The organism is Flavobacterium segetis (assembly GCF_900129575.1).
Classification (GTDB): domain Bacteria; phylum Bacteroidota; class Bacteroidia; order Flavobacteriales; family Flavobacteriaceae; genus Flavobacterium; species Flavobacterium segetis.
The window spans coordinates 459,321-478,978 of sequence record NZ_FQWE01000001.1 but is presented as its reverse complement, the minus strand read 5'-3'; the positions used below and the strand labels follow the sequence as shown (position 1 = coordinate 478,978).

Below are 19,658 nucleotides of genomic sequence, written 5' to 3'. Positions count from 1 at the left end.
AATGCTCAAGAAAAATTTTTAAAATTTTACATAATTACTCCACAATACAAGCCTTAAGCATCTGTTTAAGGCTTTTTTTACCTTAAAAAAAGCTTAAAAATTTTCATATAGGTTTGCATGGATAATTTATGCAATACTTTTGCAAAACTTAAAAGAGTAAAAATGAACGATTATTATTCGGGAATGTTCAATTAAAATAGCTTTTGAAATAGTCAAAATGCTGTAACTAAACCTATACAATTTGATATGAAAGCTTTTTATAAAAACAATAATGGATTAATTGCTACTACTGATTGGATTCCAAACTGTTGGATTAATATTGAATGCCCCACCGAATCAGAAAAAAGATATTTGCTCGATGAGCTTCATGTACCTGAAGCTTTTTACAATGATATTGAAGATATTGATGAAAGACCTCGAATAGAAGTTGAAGATGGCTGGACGTTAATCATAATGCGCATTCCCGTAAAAAGTAAAGTGATTAAATTGCCTTTCCACACTATTCCTGTTGGTATTGTTTTTAAAGATGAGATTTGCATTACGATAACATTTCATCAAACAGAAATGCTATCTGATTTTGTAATTTATACAAAACGTAAGAACATTGATATTAAAGATAATTTTGATTTAGTTTTAAAGTTATTATTATCATCTAGTGTTTGGTTTCTAAAATACTTAAAGCAAGTTAATCAGAAAATAAAGTTAGCCGAAGATAATTTAGAAAAATCTATAAAAAACGAGGAATTACAAGCCCTACTCCAAATAGAAAAATGTTTAGTTTTCTTTATGACTTCTTTAAAAGGGAACGATATTTTGCTGCATAGAATTAAGAATATAAAATCCCAAAAAGAATTTTTTGATCTTGATTTATTGGAAGATGTCGAAATTGAATTGCGACAAGCACAAGAAACAACTAATATTTATAGCGACATATTAACAGGGACAATGGATGCTTATGCTTCTGTGATTTCGAATAATATGAATACTATTATGAAACAAATGACTTCGATTTCAATTATTTTAATGATCCCAACTTTGATTGCTAGTTTGTATGGGATGAATGTACCTAATAATTTGGAAAACAGTAGATATGGCTTGTCGATTGTTATAGCTGGATCGGTTTTATTATCTGCTTTTGGAGTTTATTTGTTTAAAAGAAAAAGATGGTTTTAAAAAAATAGTAAGAAGGATTTCAAAGTTTTTAAACACGCTTACTATTAATAATCGCCCCTTTTCTTAAATCTAGGGTCATCACGTTTTATAAACTCTGTTCGTCTTTTTACAATAGGTTCTATTTTTGGTAAACTTCCTTCTTCGGTTTTGATAGAGGGTTCAATAAGCTCATTTAGTTCTTTTATCTCAGCATCAGTTAGATCTCGAAAACGACCTACAGGAATATCTAAGGAAATATTAATGATTCGGATGCGTTTTAAAGCGACAACGTCATATCCTAAATATTCAGTCATCCTCCTAATTTGGCGATTTAGACCCTGAGTTAAGATTATTTTGAAAGTGGTTGAACTGATTTTTTCAACCTTGCATTTTTTAGTGATAGTGTCCAAAATAGGAACACCATTTCCCATCTTATCTATAAAACGATCAGTGATTAATTTATTTACGGTTACGGTGTATTCTTTTTCGTGATTGTTTCTAGCTCGTAATATTTTATTTACGATATCGCCATCATTTGTCATAAAAATTAATCCTTCAGATGCTTTATCTAATCGTCCAATGGGGAAAATACGTTTCGGATAATTGATGTAATCTACAATATTATTACGAACTTCTAAATTAGTCGTACATTCAATTCCTACGGGCTTATTAAAAGCAAGATAAACGGGTTTCTCATTTTGCTCCCGAATTAATTTGCCGTCAATTCGTACTTCATCATGGGCTGATACTTTTGTTCCTAATTCCGGTACAATCCCATTAATCGTTACTCGACCTTCTTCGATTATTTTATCGGCTTCGCGTCGCGAGCAAAATCCTGTTTCGCCTATAAATTTGTTGAGTCGTTTTAGATTTTCTTCCATGATGCAAAAGTAAGTAATTAGAAAATTAGTTAATTAGAAAATTAAACAATTTACTGACTAGATAAAAACTGTTTATTTACAAATTTAAATTTAAGGGAGTTTTATCAAATAGAAAATCACTAACCTTTCTATATAAATCGGCATCATGTAATTTATGTCCCAATCCTTGAGTTTGCTCAAATTGAACATCTTGCCAAGCAGCAGCAATTTTCTTTGCTTCGCTGAATAAAACTATTGTATCATCGACGTCATGAGCTAATAGACCAGCAACTTTTAATTTTTTAGCAAATTGCTTTGAAGCGAATTGGGTTAAATCTACCTCTAATATATTTCTATATTTTTTCTCTAATTCCTTAATAACTTTTTGATTTAAACTCAGGAGGTTAGTAAAATTTTTTAAGATTATTAAAAAATCACTTGGCGCACCTAAAATAACCATTTTTTGAATTGTAGGACTTTGATATTTGTACTGAAAGTACAAACTGGTTTTCCCTCCTAAAGAATGACCAATTATATATTGAGGTTGATATTTTTTAGAGACTATATCAATGAATTCAGCATATTTTGGTACCGTAAATTCTTTTCCGTTAGACAATCCTTGGCCAGGACCATCAATTGCAATAATCGTACTTCCGGATTCTAGTAGATACGGTAACATTTTTTTCCATCTCGAAGAATTACTTTCCCAACCATGAATTAATAAAATAATAGTTTTGTTTCCTTTCCAGATATAAGTCTGAATTATATTTTCATTATCAAGAATAGTCTCTAAAGTGGCGGTTTGTAATGTTTTAGGAAGATCATCAACGGTAATTTTACCTTTTTTAGGTTCACTAAAATGACTATGCGCAATTTGAATCGCTTTGTTTGGAAAAATATAAAATAGTATGTTTATATATGTCCCAACTGATTTTGTCAATAAATAATAAAATGTTTTTTTCATGAGGGATGTTGTCGAAATAACTAAACGAAAAAAGTCTGCAAAGCAGACTAATTATGCAATAAAAAAAGTCCCGATGTGATTCGGGACTATCTGTATTTAAAACTTAGCAAACAATTGCTCCATTTTTTCTTTTTCTTCGTCAGCTAATGTGCTATCTACTAAAATTCTTCCAGAGTGCTCATCAGTAATGATCTTCTTTCTTGCAGCAATTTCCACTTGTGTTTGTGGTGGAATAGTGAAGAAAGACCCTGCAGATGCACCTCTTTCAATAGATACAACAGCTAGTCCATTTCGAACACTAGTTCTAATTCTAGTATACGCTTTCAATAAACGCTCCTCAATTAAAGCTTGGTACTCTGCTGATTTTTCAGATAGAAATGCTTCTTCCTTAGCTGTTTCTGCCATTATGGCGTCAAGCTCTAATTTCTTGTGCTTTAAATGATTTGATTTTGCTTCTAATTTCTCTTTAGAATTTACAATCACCTCTTTTTTGTGCTCGAGAGAAGCCTTCATTTCCTTAATTTGTTTCTCAGATAATTGAATTTCTAATTCTTGAAATTCAATCTCTTTAGTTAACGAATTAAATTCTCTATTGTTACGGACAGTTTCTTGCTGTTTAGTATATTTTTTGATAGCTTCTTTGTGCTCATCAATAGCGTTCTTTTTTACTTTGATAAGATTTTCAACTATTTCAAGTTCTCCTTTCAATTTCTCTGAACGTGTGCTTAAACCAGCAACTTCATCTTCTAAATCGTCAACTTCTAAAGGAAGTTCTCCTCTTACGTTTCTGATTTCGTCAATTCTAGAGTCAATAAGTTGTAAATCGTAAATCGCTCTTAACTTGTCCTCAACACTTAATTCTTTCGTATTCGCCATATTCTATAAGTACTTAACTGGATTTGAATTTTCTTCTGCTAAAATAACAGCAAAATTAAGGATTTTTTTTCGAAGATACTCTACAATATAATTTTTTGTATAGCGTTCGCTTTCAAAATGTCCAATATCAGCTAATAAAACCTGGTTTTCGGCTTCGTAAAACTGATGATACTTCAAATCAGCCGTCAAAAAGACATCAGCTCCAGCTTGAATTGCATTTTTTATTGCAAAACTTCCAGCTCCACCTAAAACAGCTATTTTTTTTACTTCTCTTCCTAAAAAACTAGAATGCCGGATTCCGCTAGCTTGCATTTTTTCCTTTACAAATAGTAAAAAGTCTTTCTCTTTCATCGGACTGCCTAATTCTCCTATCATTCCTAATCCAATATTTTGATGTTTGTTTCCTAAATCATAAATTTCGTAAGCGACTTCTTCGTAAATATGATTCTGAAATAAGGCCTTCAAAATTTTATTTTCTAAATATTTTTCGAAAGTGACTTCTATTTTGATTTCTGCAGTCTCAACAAACTCAAATTGTTCACCTATTTGTGGATCGCTGTTTTCATTTCCCATGAAAGTTCCCATTCCTTTCGAGTTAAAACTGCAATTTTCATAATTGCCTATAGTTCCAGCACCAGCAGTAAATAAGGCATTTCTTACTTGCTCTACATTTTCTGGGATAGTGAAAGTTATTAATTTCCGAATGAAATTTTGTTTTGGAATTAGTATTTTAGTGTTTGTTAAACCCAATGCATCACAGAAAATTTTGTTCACTCCATTTTGGTGATTATCTAAGGCGGTATGAACTGCATAAATTGAAATATCATTTTTTATAGCTTTTAATACTGCTCGTTCGACATAATTTTTTCCAGTAATTTTTTTTAATCCAGCGAATAAAATAGGATGAAAGCACACTACAAGATTGCAGTTTTTAGAGATTGCTTCATCAATTATATTTTCTAGAGCATCGTGACAAACTAATATTCCTGTAGCATCTGATTCTTGATTTCCAACTATTAAACCAACATTGTCGAAATCCTCTGCATAAGCTAACGGTGCCATTTCTTCAAGCACGGTGATAATTTCTTTAATTTTCATTTTTCTATTTTAAAATTCAAATTTCTTATTTTATTAACTTAAACATTTGAAACAAAATCTATATTACAATAATTAAACTTTAGCTTTTTTTAAAGAGTTAAACCTGAGTATAATTTTGAAAAAAAGATATTTATTCTATTTGAATAGTTGCAATAGCATTTATAGAAGTTCACTATTTCTTTTTTCTTTTGATTATTGCTTGACTTTTATCCAATATAAGAAATAAAATGAGTTTAACTTTTTCTTTTAAATTAAATCGAAGTACAGAGAAAGCCTTTGTTATTTGAGCCTCAACTGTTTTAATGGATACTCCTAGATGTTCAGCAATTTCAATATTAGTCAAACCTTCTTGCTTGCTTAAGATGAAAACTTCTTTGCATTTTGGAGGAAGGTTTTTAATTTCTTTATTTACAACGTTGACTATTCTATCCCAATCTTCAGAGCTATTTTCTTGAACTACTTCATTCAAGGCTTCAAAATATGTTTTTTCGAGAGAGAAGAGTGATTGTTTTTTACGATATTGATCTATAAACTCGTTATAAACTGGCTTGTACAAAAAACTTTGAATAGAATGATCCGATTTTAATCTCGTGCGTTGTTCCCATATCTTAACGAAAACATTCTGAACAATATCTTCGGCGGTATAAATATTTCTAATAAGACTATTAGCATATACACACAACTTATGATGGTAGGTATTCATCAAGTGTTGATATGCTTTTTGATCACCTTTTTTTAGGCATTCAAATAAAAAGTTATTATTATCAAAATTTCCACTATTCATATAGGCAAAGTAAATGAATTATAAAATATAATTCATTTTAAATGAAAAAAAGATAAACAATTGTTAGGGTATTGGTTTATGGCTTCGTATGAGTAAAAAATAAAGTCTAACATGGCAGAAAATAAGGTAGAGCAACTAATAGTAAAATACATTACAAATCAAGCGGATCTAGAGGAGATGGATGCTTTTAATAAATGGCTTGAAGGTAATGCAGCTAATCAAAAAGTATTTAAGGATTTTGTAAAAACGAACTATGCTATTAATTGTGCTATGAATGCTTTTGATTCTGAAGGTCCAAAAAAGAACATAATGCAGCGGATCAAACAAGAGAGAAATTTATTTTTAAAACGTAGAGTAAAATCTTATTTAAAATATGCAGCTGTAATTGTATTAGGTGTAAGTGCATTCTATTTTTATCAAAAAAGCGATGTATTTACGCCAAAAGGGAATAAAGTAGATATAGTGAATATTACGGAAGAGTTGATCACTTTGCAATTAGATAATGGAAAAGTAGAAGTGATTGATCCTATAAATTCAAAAAATATAATCAATAGATTCGGAAAAATAATAGGTAGACAGGATAAAACTAAAATTATGTATTCAGATGATATTTCTGATAAGTTTTTGACTTACAACACTATAAAAATTCCTTATGGTAAACATTTTGAATTAGGATTGTCAGATGGTACAGTCGTTTATTTAAATTCAGGAAGTTCTTTGCGATACCCTGTTCGATTTTTAAAAGGACAAAGCCGTCAAGTTTTTCTTAATGGAGAAGCTTATTTTGATGTAGCTAAGGATAAAAAACATCCTTTTATTGTTGGTTCAAGTGATATGAACGTTAAAGTTCTCGGAACAAAATTTAATGTGACTTCTTATAAAGAAGATGCTAAAACATACACAGTTTTAGTCGAAGGAAGTGTTGTAGCTTCAAGCAACGTTACTGAAAATAATGAAGTGATTTTAAGACCAGGTAACAGAGCTTTTTTCGAAAATAAAAATTTAAAAACAGAACCGGTAGATGTTAGAAAATACATCGCTTGGGTTTCTGGACAGTTGATGTTTATTGATGATTCTTTTGGAGTAATTACAAATAAACTGGAGCGAAAATACAATGTTGATATTGTTAACAATTACGATGAGCTGAATAACATTATGATTACTGCCACATTTAAAGAAGAGAATATAGAGCAGGTTTTGAAAACTTTTCAAACCTACAAATCTTTCAATTATACGATTAAAAACAAAGTAATAACTATAACTAAACCGAAGAATATGTAAGAATTTATTTAAGCAAAAAAAAGGAAGATGCGCCAACACCTTCCCAGTCATTCTAAAAAATGATTTAATCTAAAACTAACAAAATTAAACCAAGTGTAAACTTATGAAAAAACAGCGAACTAAAAGTGCGTTGAGACGCATTTTGAATAACTCTAACCTAAAGATGAAATTTTCACTCTTATTTTTATTCACCACTCTCATGCAGGTCAGTGCAGCAAGTAGTTATGGACAGAAGAACACCATTACCATGGACGTAAATGGTGTTGCAATGTCTAACGTATTTCAGATCATTGAAAACCAAACCGATTTTCATTTCTTTTATAATCGCAATGAGTTGAATCTAAACCAAAAAGTTGATTAAAATGTTGACAAAAAGTTAGTTTCAGATGTGTTAGGCAAACTGTTTTCTAACACAAAGATTTCATTTCAAATACTAGGAAATCAGATTGTTCTAAAAAAATTAGACGATACAAAAATCGAAAGCATTGCAACTGCTGATCAGAGGCAAGTAGAAGGAATTGTTACTGATAAAGCAGGAATGCCATTAATAGGAGTTTCTGTAATGATCGAAGGAACAAAAACAGGCGCAGTAACTGATTATGAAGGAAGATTCAAACTAAATGGGGATGCAACGGGTAAATTTATCTCATTTTCAAATATGGGATATAAATCAAAACGTATTGCTTACGGAGGTCAATCTTTAATGAAAGTAGTTCTTGAAGAAGAGTTGAATGAACTTGAAGAGGTGGTTTTAGTAGGCTACGGAAAGCAAAAGCGTTCTGAATTTTCAGGAGCCGTTTCATCAGTAAGTGCAAAGGATATAGTTCAAGCATCTACTGGAACAATTGGTTTTGATAGAGCTTTAGGTGGGTTAGTAAAAGGGATACAAGTTTCTCAAAACACAGGTCGACCTGGTGCGCCAGTTCGTATCAATATTCGAGGTTTAACTTCGCCATTATCATCTGTAGGTGGAGGATTAAACCAACCTTTATTTGTAATTGATGGAGTTCCATTTAATTTTGATGCTTTGAACGGAGCAAATCCTTTATCAACACTAAATCCGAACGATATTCAAAGTTTTGATATATTGAAAGATGCTGGAGCAACTTCTATTTATGGATCTCGTGGTGCTAATGGTGTAATTATCATTAAAACTAAAAGAGGTAAAAAAGGACAACCTGCTAGAGTTAATTTCAATTATGCTACTACTATAGCGAAACCTATCAGCACGGTTGGAGCATTAAATGCAAGTCAATATAAAAACTTTTACAATCAGTTGATTAATAATAGCGTTGATGCTATGAATAACGGTCAATTAGATCCTTTTACTGCTTTTGATTTACAGAATATTGCAAAAGTTGATTTAGATTTTGATACTTTCATTGTAAGCAATGATGGTATAAACGATGATTATTTTGGCACCGCAAATACAGATTGGAATAAAGAAGTGTTTAGAACTATGGCTATTACTAAACAAGCTAATATAAGCTTGAGTGGTGGAAGCCAGAAAACAAATTACAATTTCAGTACATCGTTTATTGATCAAGAAGGTTTGACTATTAAAGATAAAATGAAACAGTATAATTTAGGTCTTTCATTAGATACTGATCTTACTAAATATGTAAAAATAGGAACATCAGTAAATGTGGGTCATACTGAAGCTAATTCAGGAGAAAATGACATTTTAAATCAATTTACTATTAATACTTCTATCGCTGGTGCTCGTCCAGATTTAGCTCCAAGAGATGCAAATGGAAAATTAGTAGGTCAGGCAGAATATCAATATGGATTTATGACTCTTGAGCCTAATCCATTGATGCGTTTGGGAAATAAGACGAATAACAAAGCGTACAACTTTATAGGTGGTGCTTATATTGAAATTGAACCTTTAAAAGATTTAAAATTAAAAGCAGAGTCAAATGCTTCTATTTTCTATAACAAAAACTCTTCATTTATACCAAAAACAGTAGAAACTGATTTTGTATTCTTTCCAAATGATTCTTATCTAGCGGAAGCAGATGGTTTAGTATCTAACATTACAACGAACTTAACAGCTGATTATAACTTTAATATTTCACTAAATCATAAGTTTGGAATCTTAGGAGGAGCTGCTTGGGACAGAACTAATTTTAATAGTTCTAGTCATTTTTATAGCGGTTTTCCAGATGACGAAATTTTAAATAACGCAACATCAGCTCGTACAATTATTGGTTATTCTACTAATAAATTAGATACCGGTTTATATTCTTGATTCTCTCGTTTAAACTATGGATTCAAAGATTTGTATAATGCCACTTTAAATTTTAGAACAGATACTTCGTCTAAATTTGGACCAGCTAATAAAAGAGGATATTTTCCATCTTTATCTGCTAGTTGGAACATTTCTAATGAAAAATTTCTTTCGGATGTATAGCAAATCAACATCTTAAAACTAAGAGCGAGTGTAGGAAGGGTAGGATCTACTAACGTATCTGACTTTGCTTATTTACAATTTTTTCAAAATACTGCTTCTAGCATCTACAATGGTAATTCTGGTATTGTTGCTGAGGATAATTTTCCAAATCCAGAAATTGGTTGGAAACTACAGACGAGGTTAACTTAGGTTTAGATTTTGGATTTTTTAATAATCGCTTAAAAGGTAGTTTTGATGCGTATTCTAGAAAAACTACTGGTGCATTAGTTAAAACTCCTATTCCTTTGGAATTAGGACCTAAATCGTACTACTCTAACTTTATGGACGTAAGTAATAAAGGTATTGAAATCAGCTTAGGTGGAGACATTGTTAGAAGTACTGATTTTGTTTGGTCAACGACTGTAAACTGGTCTTTCAATAGAAATAAATTAGTTAAACTAAACGGTGCAAGTATTAATCCTTTCCAATTAGATTATTATATCGAAGGTCAACCCGTAGGAACGATCAAAGGTTATAAAGTAACTAAAATATTTAATTCACAAGATGAAATAGATGCATTAAACGCAGCTTCACCATCAGGATTATATGATAAAGCATCCACTTCTATTGGAGATTTCATGATGGAAGATGTAAATAAAGATGGTTTAATTACAGCAGATGATAAAGCGGTAATAGGCGATATTCAACCTAAATTCTTTGGTGGAATATCAAATACATTAGCTTACAAAAACTTTAGTTAAAGTGCTTTGTTCCAATATTCAGTGGGAGCAAAATCGATTTGGAATGCAATTCCAACAGGAGTTTTCAATTCATTAGGAGAAAATAAATACAGTGAGTACGGTTTAAATACTTGGACACCTGAAAATCCTAATGCACGTTATGCAAAAGCACTTTATACAGATCCTTCTTCAAATGGAAGAATTTCAGATCGCTATATTTATGACACTTCTTACTTGCGTCTAAAAAGTATACAGTTCACCTATAATTTTGAACAAAAATTAAGTAGTAAAATGGGTATTGACAAAGCGTCGCTAACACTTACAGGAACTAACTTATTGACATGGACTAAATGGCCTGGTATTGACCCAGAGACTTTCTCAGAAAGAGGAACGATTACTGATCAAATCAACAATGAAGATCCATATCCACTAGCTAAGTCATTCTCGTTCGGAGTTCATTTACTGGTTATGCGTGCGTGAACTGTAGAAAAATGGAACAACAAGTTTGGCCAAAAGAGCAAATTTTATCTATCTTAAAAAATGAAGTAGTACTAATTTCATTATATGTTGATGATAAAAGACCACTTCCTGCAGGCGAAGAAATCGAATCGAAATTGAGACCTGGTAAACAATTAAAATACGTGGGACAAAAATGGAGTGAATTCCAAACCATAAAATACAAGGCAAACGCACAGCCATTTTATGTATTATCAGATCACGAAGGTGAAAATTTAATTGATCCTGTGGGTTATACCCCAGATGTTGAAGAATATCACAGCTGGTTGAAAGCAGGATTGGCTAACTTTAAAAAATAAATCAATGGAATAGACAGTATTAATTTACAAATGGTATAAAATGTTTAAGTATTAAATATAGAACGGCTTTCTTATCATCTAAATATTCGTTAATTTTAAAAAATGGAACTAAAAAAGAGATCAAATAAAAAAGTAGTTTGCACCATTGTTTTATCTATGGTGCTATTACTTAGTTGTTCATCAAAAAAAAAGGAATTAAAAGAAGATAGTATGGTAAGCAATAAGGCAATTTTTGAAGCAGTTTACAATGGAGATAAGAATCAGTTAGTGGATATCTTGGAAAAAAGCACGTCTTTGGAAATTAAAAATGATCAAGGACGAACTCCATTGATGGAAGCAGTTTACAATAAGAATAATGAAATAGCTACACTTTTGATTAATGCGGGTGCCGATGTTAATGCACAGGATAATATGAAAAACAGTCCATTTTTATACGCTGGTGCTGAAGGTAATATGGAGATCGTAAAATTAGCGCTTGAAAATGGAGTCAATTTTAAAATCTACAATCGCTACGGAGGTACTGCACTCATACCAGCGGCAGAAAAAGGGCATTTAGAAGTTGTGAAATTGTTAGTAAATTGGCTAAATTTCCCTAAAGACCATGTAAATAATTTAGGTTGGACCGCATTGCTTGAAGCTGTTATATTAAGTGATGGCGGCCAAGTTCATATAGATATAGTAGCTGCGTTAATAAAAGGAGGTTGTGATGTAAATATTAGGGATGAAAACGGAATGACCTCATTAATGCATGCTAAAAAACAAGGTTATGCAGAAATGGTAAAGTTATTACAACAAGCGGGAGCAAAATAATAAAAATGTAAAAATGGATCAAAACGGAATTAGTAGAAAAAAATTTTTAGGAATGAGTGCAGCTGCAACTGGCGCAGCTTTTTTATCCACAGTGGGCAGTTCAGCAATGCCTCATAAAAAACGGGAGGATAGTACGACAACTAATTTGAAAGAATATATTTTATCGAATGTAAGATTGGAAGAAGGTTTTGAATACAATGAAAAGAAGGAAGTGGTTTCCACCAAAACAGACATGTATAATTTGCATATTGCCGATGGTAAAGTAAAAATGATAAATAAGGGGAAACTAGATTTAAAACTAAAAGTTATTGATGCAAAGGGACTTTTAATGTTACCCGGATTGCGCGATATGCACATACATATTGATAAAACATATTACGGTGGGAAATGGAATGCTGCACCAAGAAAAGGCTATACGGTAAAGGACATGATTGCGTTAGAGGAAAAAATAATTCCACAATTATTGACAGATTCGCAACGAAAAGCCGAAGAAGCAATAGAACTAATGAAAAGCCAAGGTACTTATTTTGCCCGTTGTCAAACAAATATTGATCCCGTAAGCGGATTAAAAAGCTTAGAACATTTACTAGCCGCTCTAGAAAAAAACAGAGATAGTTTTGCTTGGGAAATTGTAGCTTTCCCACAACATGGAATTTTGTATTCACAATCAGAGTCGTTGTTGCGCGAAGCTGCTACAATGGGCGTTGACTTCATTGGTGGACTAGATCCTACTACTGTTGATGGGAATCTTGAAAAATCCCTTGATGTTATGTTCCAAATTGCTATAGACAACAATAAAGGAATCGATATTCACCTGCACGAGGGTCTACCAACAGGAAAGGCTGCAATTGATTATATTATCAAAAAAACAGAGGAGAATAAACAGTTGCAAGGTAAAACATATATAAGCCATGGTTTTGCACTTGCAAAAATAGAGCAAAAAGAATTAGAAAAAACAGCCGAACAAATGGGAGAACTCGGAATTGGTGTTGTTTCTACAATCCCTATTGGTAGAACTATTATGCCTGTTCCTACTTTGAAAAAATATGGCGTAAAATTAATGACAGGAACTGATAGTATTGTGGATCACTGGCAACCTTTTGGAAACTGCGATATGCTTGAAAAAGCAAAACTGTGTGCCCAACTTTATGGATGGACGGATGAGTTTAGTTTGAGTCGTGCTTTGCACATAGCGACTACTAACGAAATTTTACCACTTAATGATGCAGGGATTCGTACTTGGCCTGTTTTGGATAATGAGGCCAATTTTATTTTAGTAAAAGCAAGTTGCTCTGCAGAAGCCGTAGCGCGCTTACCTAAAAGAGAAGCAGTTTTTTTTAAGGGAAAATTAATAGCTGGTGAAATGAAAACTTAAGTTTTCATTTAAGACCTTCAATAGTTTTGCATGAATTACAATTGTGATATTTATGTTCAATAAGTTTATTTTTTAAATTGTGTCAGGAGAGATGAAATTAAGAACTATTATTTTTTTGTTTTTATAGTATAACACTGATTGGATAGAGCATTATATATTTAGATCCTTTAGACATATTTCAACTTTAAGATAAGGATTACCTTATTTTTTAAATCGAAAATAGAAGGCATTTAATTTGTTAAATTGATGTTTAATTTTTTTACTTTCGTCTAATGATTTTACTGCGAAAAATACTCTTTCCGTTTGCTGTTTTGTACGGTTTTATTATTGCTATTCGGAATTTTTTATATGATAAAGAAATCTTAACTTCTTATGCTTTCGATCTGCCAATCATTGCTGTGGGAAATCTTAGTGTGGGTGGTACTGGCAAAACACCTCAAATAGAATATTTAATTCGAATGCTTTCTAAGAATTATACTTTAGCTACTTTAAGTAGGGGTTATAAAAGGAAGTCGGAAGGTTTTATATTAGCCAACTCAACATCTACAGTCGAAATTTTAGGGGATGAACCTTTTCAATTTTATTCAAAGTTTAAGAATATTCAAGTAGCTGTTGATGCAAATCGTAAAAATGGAATTGAGCAATTGCTATTACAATCTCAAAAACCACAAATAATATTACTTGATGATGCTTACCAACACCGGAAAGTAAAAGCAGGTTTCTATATTTTACTAACCTCTTTTGGAGATTTGTATTCAGATGATTTCATGTTGCCTACTGGAAATTTACGAGAAAGTAGGAGTGGTGCTAAAAGAGCCAATATAATTATTGTGACAAAATGTCCTCATACGCTCTCTTCAGTAAGCAAGAATGATATTAGAACTAAGTTAAATCTTTCTGTAAACCAAGAATTATACTTTACTTTTATAGCGTATGATAATTTTGTTTTGGGTGAAAACCGAAAGATAAACGTAAATGATATTCAGGAATCTTCTAAACTATTGGTGGCTGGTATTGCTAAACCTGAACCTTTTTTCGATTATTTACAAAGAACTAATGATGTCTGTTTATCTTTTCCTGATCATCATGATTTTAGTGAAAATGATATTTTAGATATTAAAAAAAAGTCGATAAACAGGATTGTTATTACAACTGAGAAGGATTATGTGCGATTGCAGGGGAAATTAACTGCAGAGCAACTTTTTTATTTACCAATTAAAAGTCAGTTTCTCGAAGAGGAGCACAACTTTAGAAAAAAAATTTTAAATTATGTGGGAACAAGTTCAAGAAACCGTTAATTTTATTAACGCTAAAATCAATTTTAAGCCAGAGTATGGTGTAATATTAGGATCAGGATTAGGGAGTTTTACTGATGAAATGAAAGTAGAACATACTTTGCCTTATAATGAAATCCCAAATTTTCCCGTATCTACTGTACAAGGTCATAAAGGTGCGCTAGTTTTTGGAACGATAGGTACTAAAAAAGTTGTTGCTATGCAAGGACGATTTCATTTTTATGAAGGATACTCTATGACTGAAGTTACATTTCCAGTACGAGTTATGAAGTTTTTAGGTATTGAGAAATTAGTAGTTTCTAATGCTTCTGGCGGTGTTAATCCATCTTATAAAGTTGGATCGATTGTGATGATTACAGATCATATTAATATGACTCCAGAACATCCTTTGCGTGGAAAAAACGACGAGCGCTTTGGTCCACGGTTTGTAAACATGAGCGAACCGTATTCTTTAAAAATGATCACAAAAACAACGGAGTTAGCAAAGCAATTAGGTATTGATGTGCATGAAGGAATATACTTAGGATTGCAAGGTCCAACATTTGAAACATTAGCTGAATATAAAATGGTAAAAATTCTTGGTGCGGATTGTGTAGGAATGTCAACCGTTCCCGAAGTTATAGTAGCACGTCACATGGATTTAGAAACTTTTGGTATATCAGTTATTACAGATATGGGTAATGAAGAAAGCATAGGAACCATATCTCATGACGAAGTTTTAGAAGCAGCAAAAGCGGCTGAGCCAAGGGTAAGAAGTTTAATTAAAGAGTTAATATTAAACTACTAAATTTTAAATGTGCTCAGCAATTATATTATAAAATTCCTCTGGAATGAATGGTTTAGTAATCACTTCATTCATTCCAAAGGATAATAACATTTCTCTGTTTTCATGAAGTGAGATCGCTGTTAAAGCAATAATAGGTGTTACTTTATCAAAATTACGAATCATTTCAGCTGCAATTGTTCCATTCATCCCTGGAAGATGAACGTCCATTAAAATCATGTCAAATTTATTATTTTTAGCTGATAATATTGCGTCTTCGCCATTGTCAATGATTTCACAAATTATTTGCTTGTTTAGAAGCATACGTTTGGTAATCATTTGGTTGATTTTATTATCCTCAACGACTAATATTTTTTTATTCTTTAATTTACTCTCGTATCCATTTTTTTGAGATGTTAGTATTTCTAACGGTTTCTCCCCAATTTGAAATTCTAAATTAAAAGTAAAAGTTGTTCCTTGATTGACTACGCTTCGTACTCTAATTTTTCCGCCAAGAAGTTTAATTAATTTTTTTACAATAGTTAAGCCTAAACCAGTTCCGCCGTATTTGCGGTTAACCTCTGTAGAAGCTTGAGAAAAACTTTCAAAAACACTTTCTAGTTTGTCCTCTGGAATACCAATTCCTGTATCTGTAATTTCAAAATACAACTTCGTTTTATCATCGATTTTATCTTTTAATTTAACAATTACCGTGACCTCTCCATCTTTACTGAATTTTAAAGCATTGTTTATTAAGTTTAAAATAATTTGAGATAATTTTGTTGGATCGCCTATTAAATATTCCGGAATATCGGCATCAACTTCTAATATTAAAGTGTTGTTATTTGTTAAAGCAAGTTCTTTTAAAGAATTTTTAATGTCACATAAAAGTTTTTTTAAATTAAAATTTAATTCTTCTATCTGGGAACTATGAGATTCAATTTTATTTATTTCTAATATTTCATTGATAAATTTTGTTAAATAATCTCCTGAATATTTTAAGGACGATAAATACTCCATCTGCGATTTTCTTGGATTTTCTTCTAATAATAAGTGTGCTATTCCATTGATGGCATTCAAAGGAGTTCTAAGCTCATGACTCACAGTTGAGAGAAATTCTGCTCTTGCCTTTGAGGCTTTCTCTGCTTTGTTTTTAGCAATTTCAAGTTCGATATTTTTTTCTTGGAGAAGTAAGTTGGATTGATTTCTTATTTTATTGTTTTTATAAAGCGACAAACTCAATAATGATAAAATAGATATGATAGCGAGAGCAAAAATACTGATCAGTTTCGAGAATTTACTCGTTTTTTCTTGCTCAACGATTTGCTTGTTAGTTTTTTTGATTTCACTTACCAGCTCGGACTCTTTAAATTTTGCGTAATCATCAATTCCTAAGCGAATATTGTTTCTTAAAGAAATACGTTCCTTAACATTCAAATATTGTTTTAAATAAGAATAAGCTGTTCTCTTATCTAACATATTTTCGTAGGTTGTGCTTAGAGCAAGTAATATTTTAGATCTTTGCTCAAAGTTTTCAGTATTAGAATTTAAATCCAGTGCTTTTTTAAAATAGTTAGTGGCAAGTAAAATTCTCTTTTTCTTTTGTTCAATAATGCCAGTTTGATACAATGCTTCTGCTTTAATATCATCTGATATAGCATCGTGAGGTAATACTATAATTGGATTAAAAAGAGCTAAAGCATTATCTAGCTGATTTTGAGCTGCGAAAATTCTTCCCTTTTGTAAGTTAAATAAAATTGAAGTTTGGTTGGTATCTACTTTCGCAAGCATAGATCTACCTTTATCAAAATAAATGGTAGCTCTATTGTAGTTTTTCTGTGCTATATAGCACAATCCTAGCATGTAATAACTAGCAACGTGTTTCGAATTTAATTCTGTTTTGGAATAAAATGCAGTACTTTTTAATAACCATACAATGGCATCGTTGTACTTATTTAAACTGTAATAAAGTTTGCCTACATTGTAGCTTTCTGATGCCTGCTTGTTATAGTCGTTGATAATTTGTGCTTTAAAAACAAGGTCTTGGCTTTGTTGTAAAGCTTTTTTATAATTATTGTCTGCAACAACAGGAAAATTGGTATCGCTGTAATAAGCAATGCTGTCTATTTTCTCTACTTTTTGAGAATATAGCACTGTACTTAAAAAAAGGAAGTAGATGAAAATCCATTTCATTAATTACCATTTTTTCATTGATTTTTTGTCTTTGATGTTAAGAGTATTAAATCAATTATTCGGGAGGAATATCCTATTTCATTATCATACCATCCTACTACTTTTACCATTTTTTCGATAACTGAAGTCAGTTGTGCATCAAATATACATGAATTTTTATTCCCTATTACATCAACAGATACAATTGGATCCTCAGTATAATCTAAAATACCTTTTAATGTAGTATTTGCTGCTGTTTTAAAGGCAGCATTAATTTCCTCTATTGTTACCTTTCGTTTTACATTGAATGTTATATCAGTTAATGAACCATCTGGAACAGGTACTCTTATTCCACATCCACCAATTTTGCCTTCAAATTTAGGAAATATTTTAGTCAAAGCTTTTGCGGCTCCAGTTGTAGTAGGCACAATAGATTGACTCGCGCCACGTGCGCGACGTAAGTCTTTATGTGGTTGATCGTGTAAGCTTTGATCTGTAGTAAAAGAATGGATTGTGGTGATATAAGCCTGCTTAATGCCGCAAAGATCAGCAATAACTTTCATCATTGGCGCAGCATTATTGGTCGTACAGCTGGCATTCGATATAATTGTTTCGGTACCATCAAGGATTTCTTCATTTACTCCAAGCACGACCGTTTTGATAGTGTCTACTTCAGAAGGAGCAGAAAGAATTACTTTTTTGGCACCAGCTAAAATATGCGCATTTAGTTCTTCAAATGTTTTAAACTTTCCCGTTGATTCAATTACATAGTCAATCGCATTGCTTTTCCAATCTAGGTTTGAAATCTTCTTTTCATGGAAGAACAAATAATGTTTCCCGTCAATAAAAATTCCATTTTCATCGCTAGTAACAGTATACGGCAAAACTCCATGAATACTGTCGTATTTTACTAAGTGACTCATTGTCTTAGTGTCTGCAATATCATTTATGGCAATGACTTCAATTTCGGGATGGTTGATTAACAGTCTAAATAAATTTCTACCTATTCTTCCAAAACCGTTTATAGCAATTCTTATTTTCACTTTTTTTAAATTATTTCCCTACTTAAAATCTTAAAATTTATAAAATATGTTTCTGAGCTTTGTACGAAGAACGAACTAAAGGTCCGCTTTCTACATGTCGAAAACCAAGCTCTAATCCAAATTTTTCATATTTTGCAAATTGTTCAGGCGTAATAAATTCTTTTACAGGCAAGTGTTTTTTACTAGGTTGCAAATATTGACCAATTGTCACAATATCCACGTTTACAGCTCGTAAGTCCCGCATGGTTTGATACACTTCTTCTTCAAGCTCACCTAGACCAAGCATAATTCCTGATTTTGTTCTATTAATTCCTTTATCTTTTAAATATCGTAAAACTTCTAGACTTTTATCATATTTAGCTTGAATTCTTACCTCACGAGTCAATCTACGTACAGTTTCCACATTATGGGAAACAACCTCAGGATTAGCCTCAATTATTCTATCTATATTTCTTTCATTTCCTTGAAAGTCAGGAATCAAAGTTTCTAAAGTTGTCTTAGGATTCATTCTTCTAATAGCTTTGACCGTCTCAATCCAAATGATTGAACCACCGTCTTTCAAGTCATCTCTATCAACGCTTGTGATTACAGCGTGTTTGATATTCATAATTTTAATAGAGCGTGCTACTTTCTCTGGTTCATCCCAATCAACGGTTTCAGGTCTTCCCGTTTTCACACCACAAAAACCACAAGAGCGGGTACATATATTTCCTAAAATCATAAATGTTGCCGTTCCTTCGCCCCAACATTCGCCCATGTTAGGGCAACTGCCTGCAGTACATATTGTATTAAGGCTATATTTATCTACTAGTCCACGAAGTTCAGTGTATTTCTGACCTATTGGAAGTTTTACTTTTAGCCATTTTGGCTTACCACCAGAAAGTTCAATTTTATTTGCGGTTGTTACCGCTATAGTTTTTTCTAAAACAGTTTCCATATATCATTTTTCAGATTGCAAAGATAAGGAATGTAGTTTATTTGTTCATTAGTTTACGCTTTTATTTAAACAAAGTTCAGTAGTTATTCCGGAAAAGTTGTTTTCTTTTTAATTGATCATCCTTTAGCTTGTAGCTCCCCGTTCCAAGATGACGACACCTACTGATGCTTTGAGATTATAAGGGTTTTGCAGTGTTGTTGATAGTTCTAAAAATCGTTTTATGAAATCTAAAAGTAAGCTTTGGAAATTAAAATAGATTAAAAAATAGTAAAGTCTTTATCAAAGTGTGTTGTACGATACA

The 19,658-nt window shown here is 31.8% G+C and carries 18 protein-coding genes and 1 pseudogene; 11 read left to right on the top strand and 8 right to left on the bottom strand.

What is annotated here, in order from left to right; all coding sequences use genetic code 11:
- Window positions 1-246: 246 nt before the first annotated feature.
- Complete coding sequence (locus BUA99_RS02255) at window positions 247-1,173, top strand: magnesium transporter CorA family protein (RefSeq protein ID WP_072987627.1); 927 nt, start codon at window positions 247-249, stop codon at window positions 1,171-1,173.
- Window positions 1,174-1,217: 44 nt separating this feature from the next.
- On the opposite strand, the gene rluF is transcribed toward BUA99_RS02255, so the two are convergent.
- The 5 genes from rluF to BUA99_RS02230 all read right to left on the bottom strand — a co-directional run bounded on the left by rluF (window position 1,218) and on the right by BUA99_RS02230 (window position 5,734).
- Complete coding sequence (gene rluF, locus BUA99_RS02250) at window positions 1,218-2,033, bottom strand: 23S rRNA pseudouridine(2604) synthase RluF (RefSeq protein ID WP_072987624.1); 816 nt, start codon at window positions 2,031-2,033, stop codon at window positions 1,218-1,220.
- Between the two features lie 76 nt (window positions 2,034-2,109).
- Window positions 2,110-2,976 carry an alpha/beta hydrolase gene (locus BUA99_RS02245; RefSeq protein WP_072987622.1) on the bottom strand — a complete coding sequence of 289 codons (867 nt, stop codon included), beginning with the start codon at window positions 2,974-2,976 and terminating at the stop codon, window positions 2,110-2,112.
- Between the two features lie 96 nt (window positions 2,977-3,072).
- Complete coding sequence (locus BUA99_RS02240; protein ID WP_072987619.1) at window positions 3,073-3,852, bottom strand: zinc ribbon domain-containing protein; 780 nt, start codon at window positions 3,850-3,852, stop codon at window positions 3,073-3,075.
- Between the two features lie 3 nt (window positions 3,853-3,855).
- The gene (locus tag BUA99_RS02235; protein WP_072987617.1) at window positions 3,856-4,950 is read right to left on the bottom strand and encodes a Nif3-like dinuclear metal center hexameric protein; all 1,095 of its coding nucleotides are present in this window, start codon (window positions 4,948-4,950) and stop codon (window positions 3,856-3,858) included.
- A 172-nt stretch (window positions 4,951-5,122) separates the two neighbouring features.
- Complete coding sequence (locus tag BUA99_RS02230; RefSeq protein ID WP_072987614.1) at window positions 5,123-5,734, bottom strand: RNA polymerase sigma factor; 612 nt, start codon at window positions 5,732-5,734, stop codon at window positions 5,123-5,125.
- Between the two features lie 111 nt (window positions 5,735-5,845).
- Here BUA99_RS02230 and BUA99_RS02225 point away from each other — a divergent pair, with 111 nt between their 5' ends.
- The 10 genes and pseudogenes from BUA99_RS02225 to BUA99_RS02195 all read left to right on the top strand — a co-directional run bounded on the left by BUA99_RS02225 (window position 5,846) and on the right by BUA99_RS02195 (window position 15,229).
- Window positions 5,846-7,015 (top strand): FecR family protein, encoded by a 1,170-nt coding sequence (locus BUA99_RS02225; protein ID WP_072987611.1) that lies wholly within the window; start codon window positions 5,846-5,848, stop codon window positions 7,013-7,015.
- A gap of 163 nt (window positions 7,016-7,178) precedes the next feature.
- Complete coding sequence (locus BUA99_RS15310; RefSeq protein ID WP_234972882.1) at window positions 7,179-7,376, top strand: hypothetical protein; 198 nt, start codon at window positions 7,179-7,181, stop codon at window positions 7,374-7,376.
- Between the two features lie 27 nt (window positions 7,377-7,403).
- Window positions 7,404-9,266, top strand: coding sequence for a SusC/RagA family TonB-linked outer membrane protein (locus BUA99_RS15305; RefSeq protein ID WP_234972880.1), 1,863 nt, complete (start codon window positions 7,404-7,406; stop codon window positions 9,264-9,266).
- A 323-nt stretch (window positions 9,267-9,589) separates the two neighbouring features.
- Window positions 9,590-10,168, top strand: coding sequence for a TonB-dependent receptor (locus BUA99_RS15300; protein ID WP_234972878.1), 579 nt, complete (start codon window positions 9,590-9,592; stop codon window positions 10,166-10,168).
- Window positions 10,169-10,174: 6 nt separating this feature from the next.
- On the top strand, window positions 10,175-10,627 hold the full coding sequence (locus tag BUA99_RS15295) for a hypothetical protein (RefSeq protein WP_234972876.1): 453 nt from the start codon (window positions 10,175-10,177) through the stop codon (window positions 10,625-10,627).
- Window positions 10,606-10,962, top strand: a pseudogene (locus tag BUA99_RS02215) (thiol:disulfide interchange protein); the annotation flags it as partial. The gene BUA99_RS15295 and the pseudogene BUA99_RS02215, both read left to right, overlap by 22 nt.
- Before the next feature lie 102 nt (window positions 10,963-11,064).
- Entirely contained in the window at window positions 11,065-11,772 is a 708-nt protein-coding gene (locus tag BUA99_RS02210; protein ID WP_084673451.1) for an ankyrin repeat domain-containing protein, read from the top strand.
- Window positions 11,773-11,785: 13 nt separating this feature from the next.
- Complete coding sequence (locus BUA99_RS02205) at window positions 11,786-13,147, top strand: amidohydrolase (RefSeq protein ID WP_072987605.1); 1,362 nt, start codon at window positions 11,786-11,788, stop codon at window positions 13,145-13,147.
- Window positions 13,148-13,419: 272 nt separating this feature from the next.
- Window positions 13,420-14,445 (top strand): tetraacyldisaccharide 4'-kinase, encoded by a 1,026-nt coding sequence (lpxK, locus tag BUA99_RS02200; RefSeq protein WP_072987603.1) that lies wholly within the window; start codon window positions 13,420-13,422, stop codon window positions 14,443-14,445.
- On the top strand, window positions 14,417-15,229 hold the full coding sequence (locus BUA99_RS02195; protein WP_072987602.1) for a purine-nucleoside phosphorylase: 813 nt from the start codon (window positions 14,417-14,419) through the stop codon (window positions 15,227-15,229). The genes lpxK and BUA99_RS02195 overlap by 29 nt, the downstream gene beginning before the upstream one ends.
- 3 nt (window positions 15,230-15,232) lie before the next feature.
- On the opposite strand, the gene BUA99_RS02190 is transcribed toward BUA99_RS02195, so the two are convergent.
- From BUA99_RS02190 to lipA, 3 genes are read right to left on the bottom strand one after another with little or no spacing between them, the layout of a single operon-like run.
- The gene (locus tag BUA99_RS02190; RefSeq protein ID WP_072987600.1) at window positions 15,233-17,398 is read right to left on the bottom strand and encodes a tetratricopeptide repeat-containing hybrid sensor histidine kinase/response regulator; all 2,166 of its coding nucleotides are present in this window, start codon (window positions 17,396-17,398) and stop codon (window positions 15,233-15,235) included.
- 14 nt (window positions 17,399-17,412) lie between these two features.
- The gene (gene gap / locus BUA99_RS02185) at window positions 17,413-18,420 is read right to left on the bottom strand and encodes a type I glyceraldehyde-3-phosphate dehydrogenase (RefSeq protein ID WP_072987597.1); all 1,008 of its coding nucleotides are present in this window, start codon (window positions 18,418-18,420) and stop codon (window positions 17,413-17,415) included.
- 37 nt (window positions 18,421-18,457) lie between these two features.
- Window positions 18,458-19,357 carry a lipoyl synthase gene (gene lipA / locus BUA99_RS02180; protein WP_072987594.1) on the bottom strand — a complete coding sequence of 300 codons (900 nt, stop codon included), beginning with the start codon at window positions 19,355-19,357 and terminating at the stop codon, window positions 18,458-18,460.
- Window positions 19,358-19,658 lie beyond the last annotated feature (301 nt).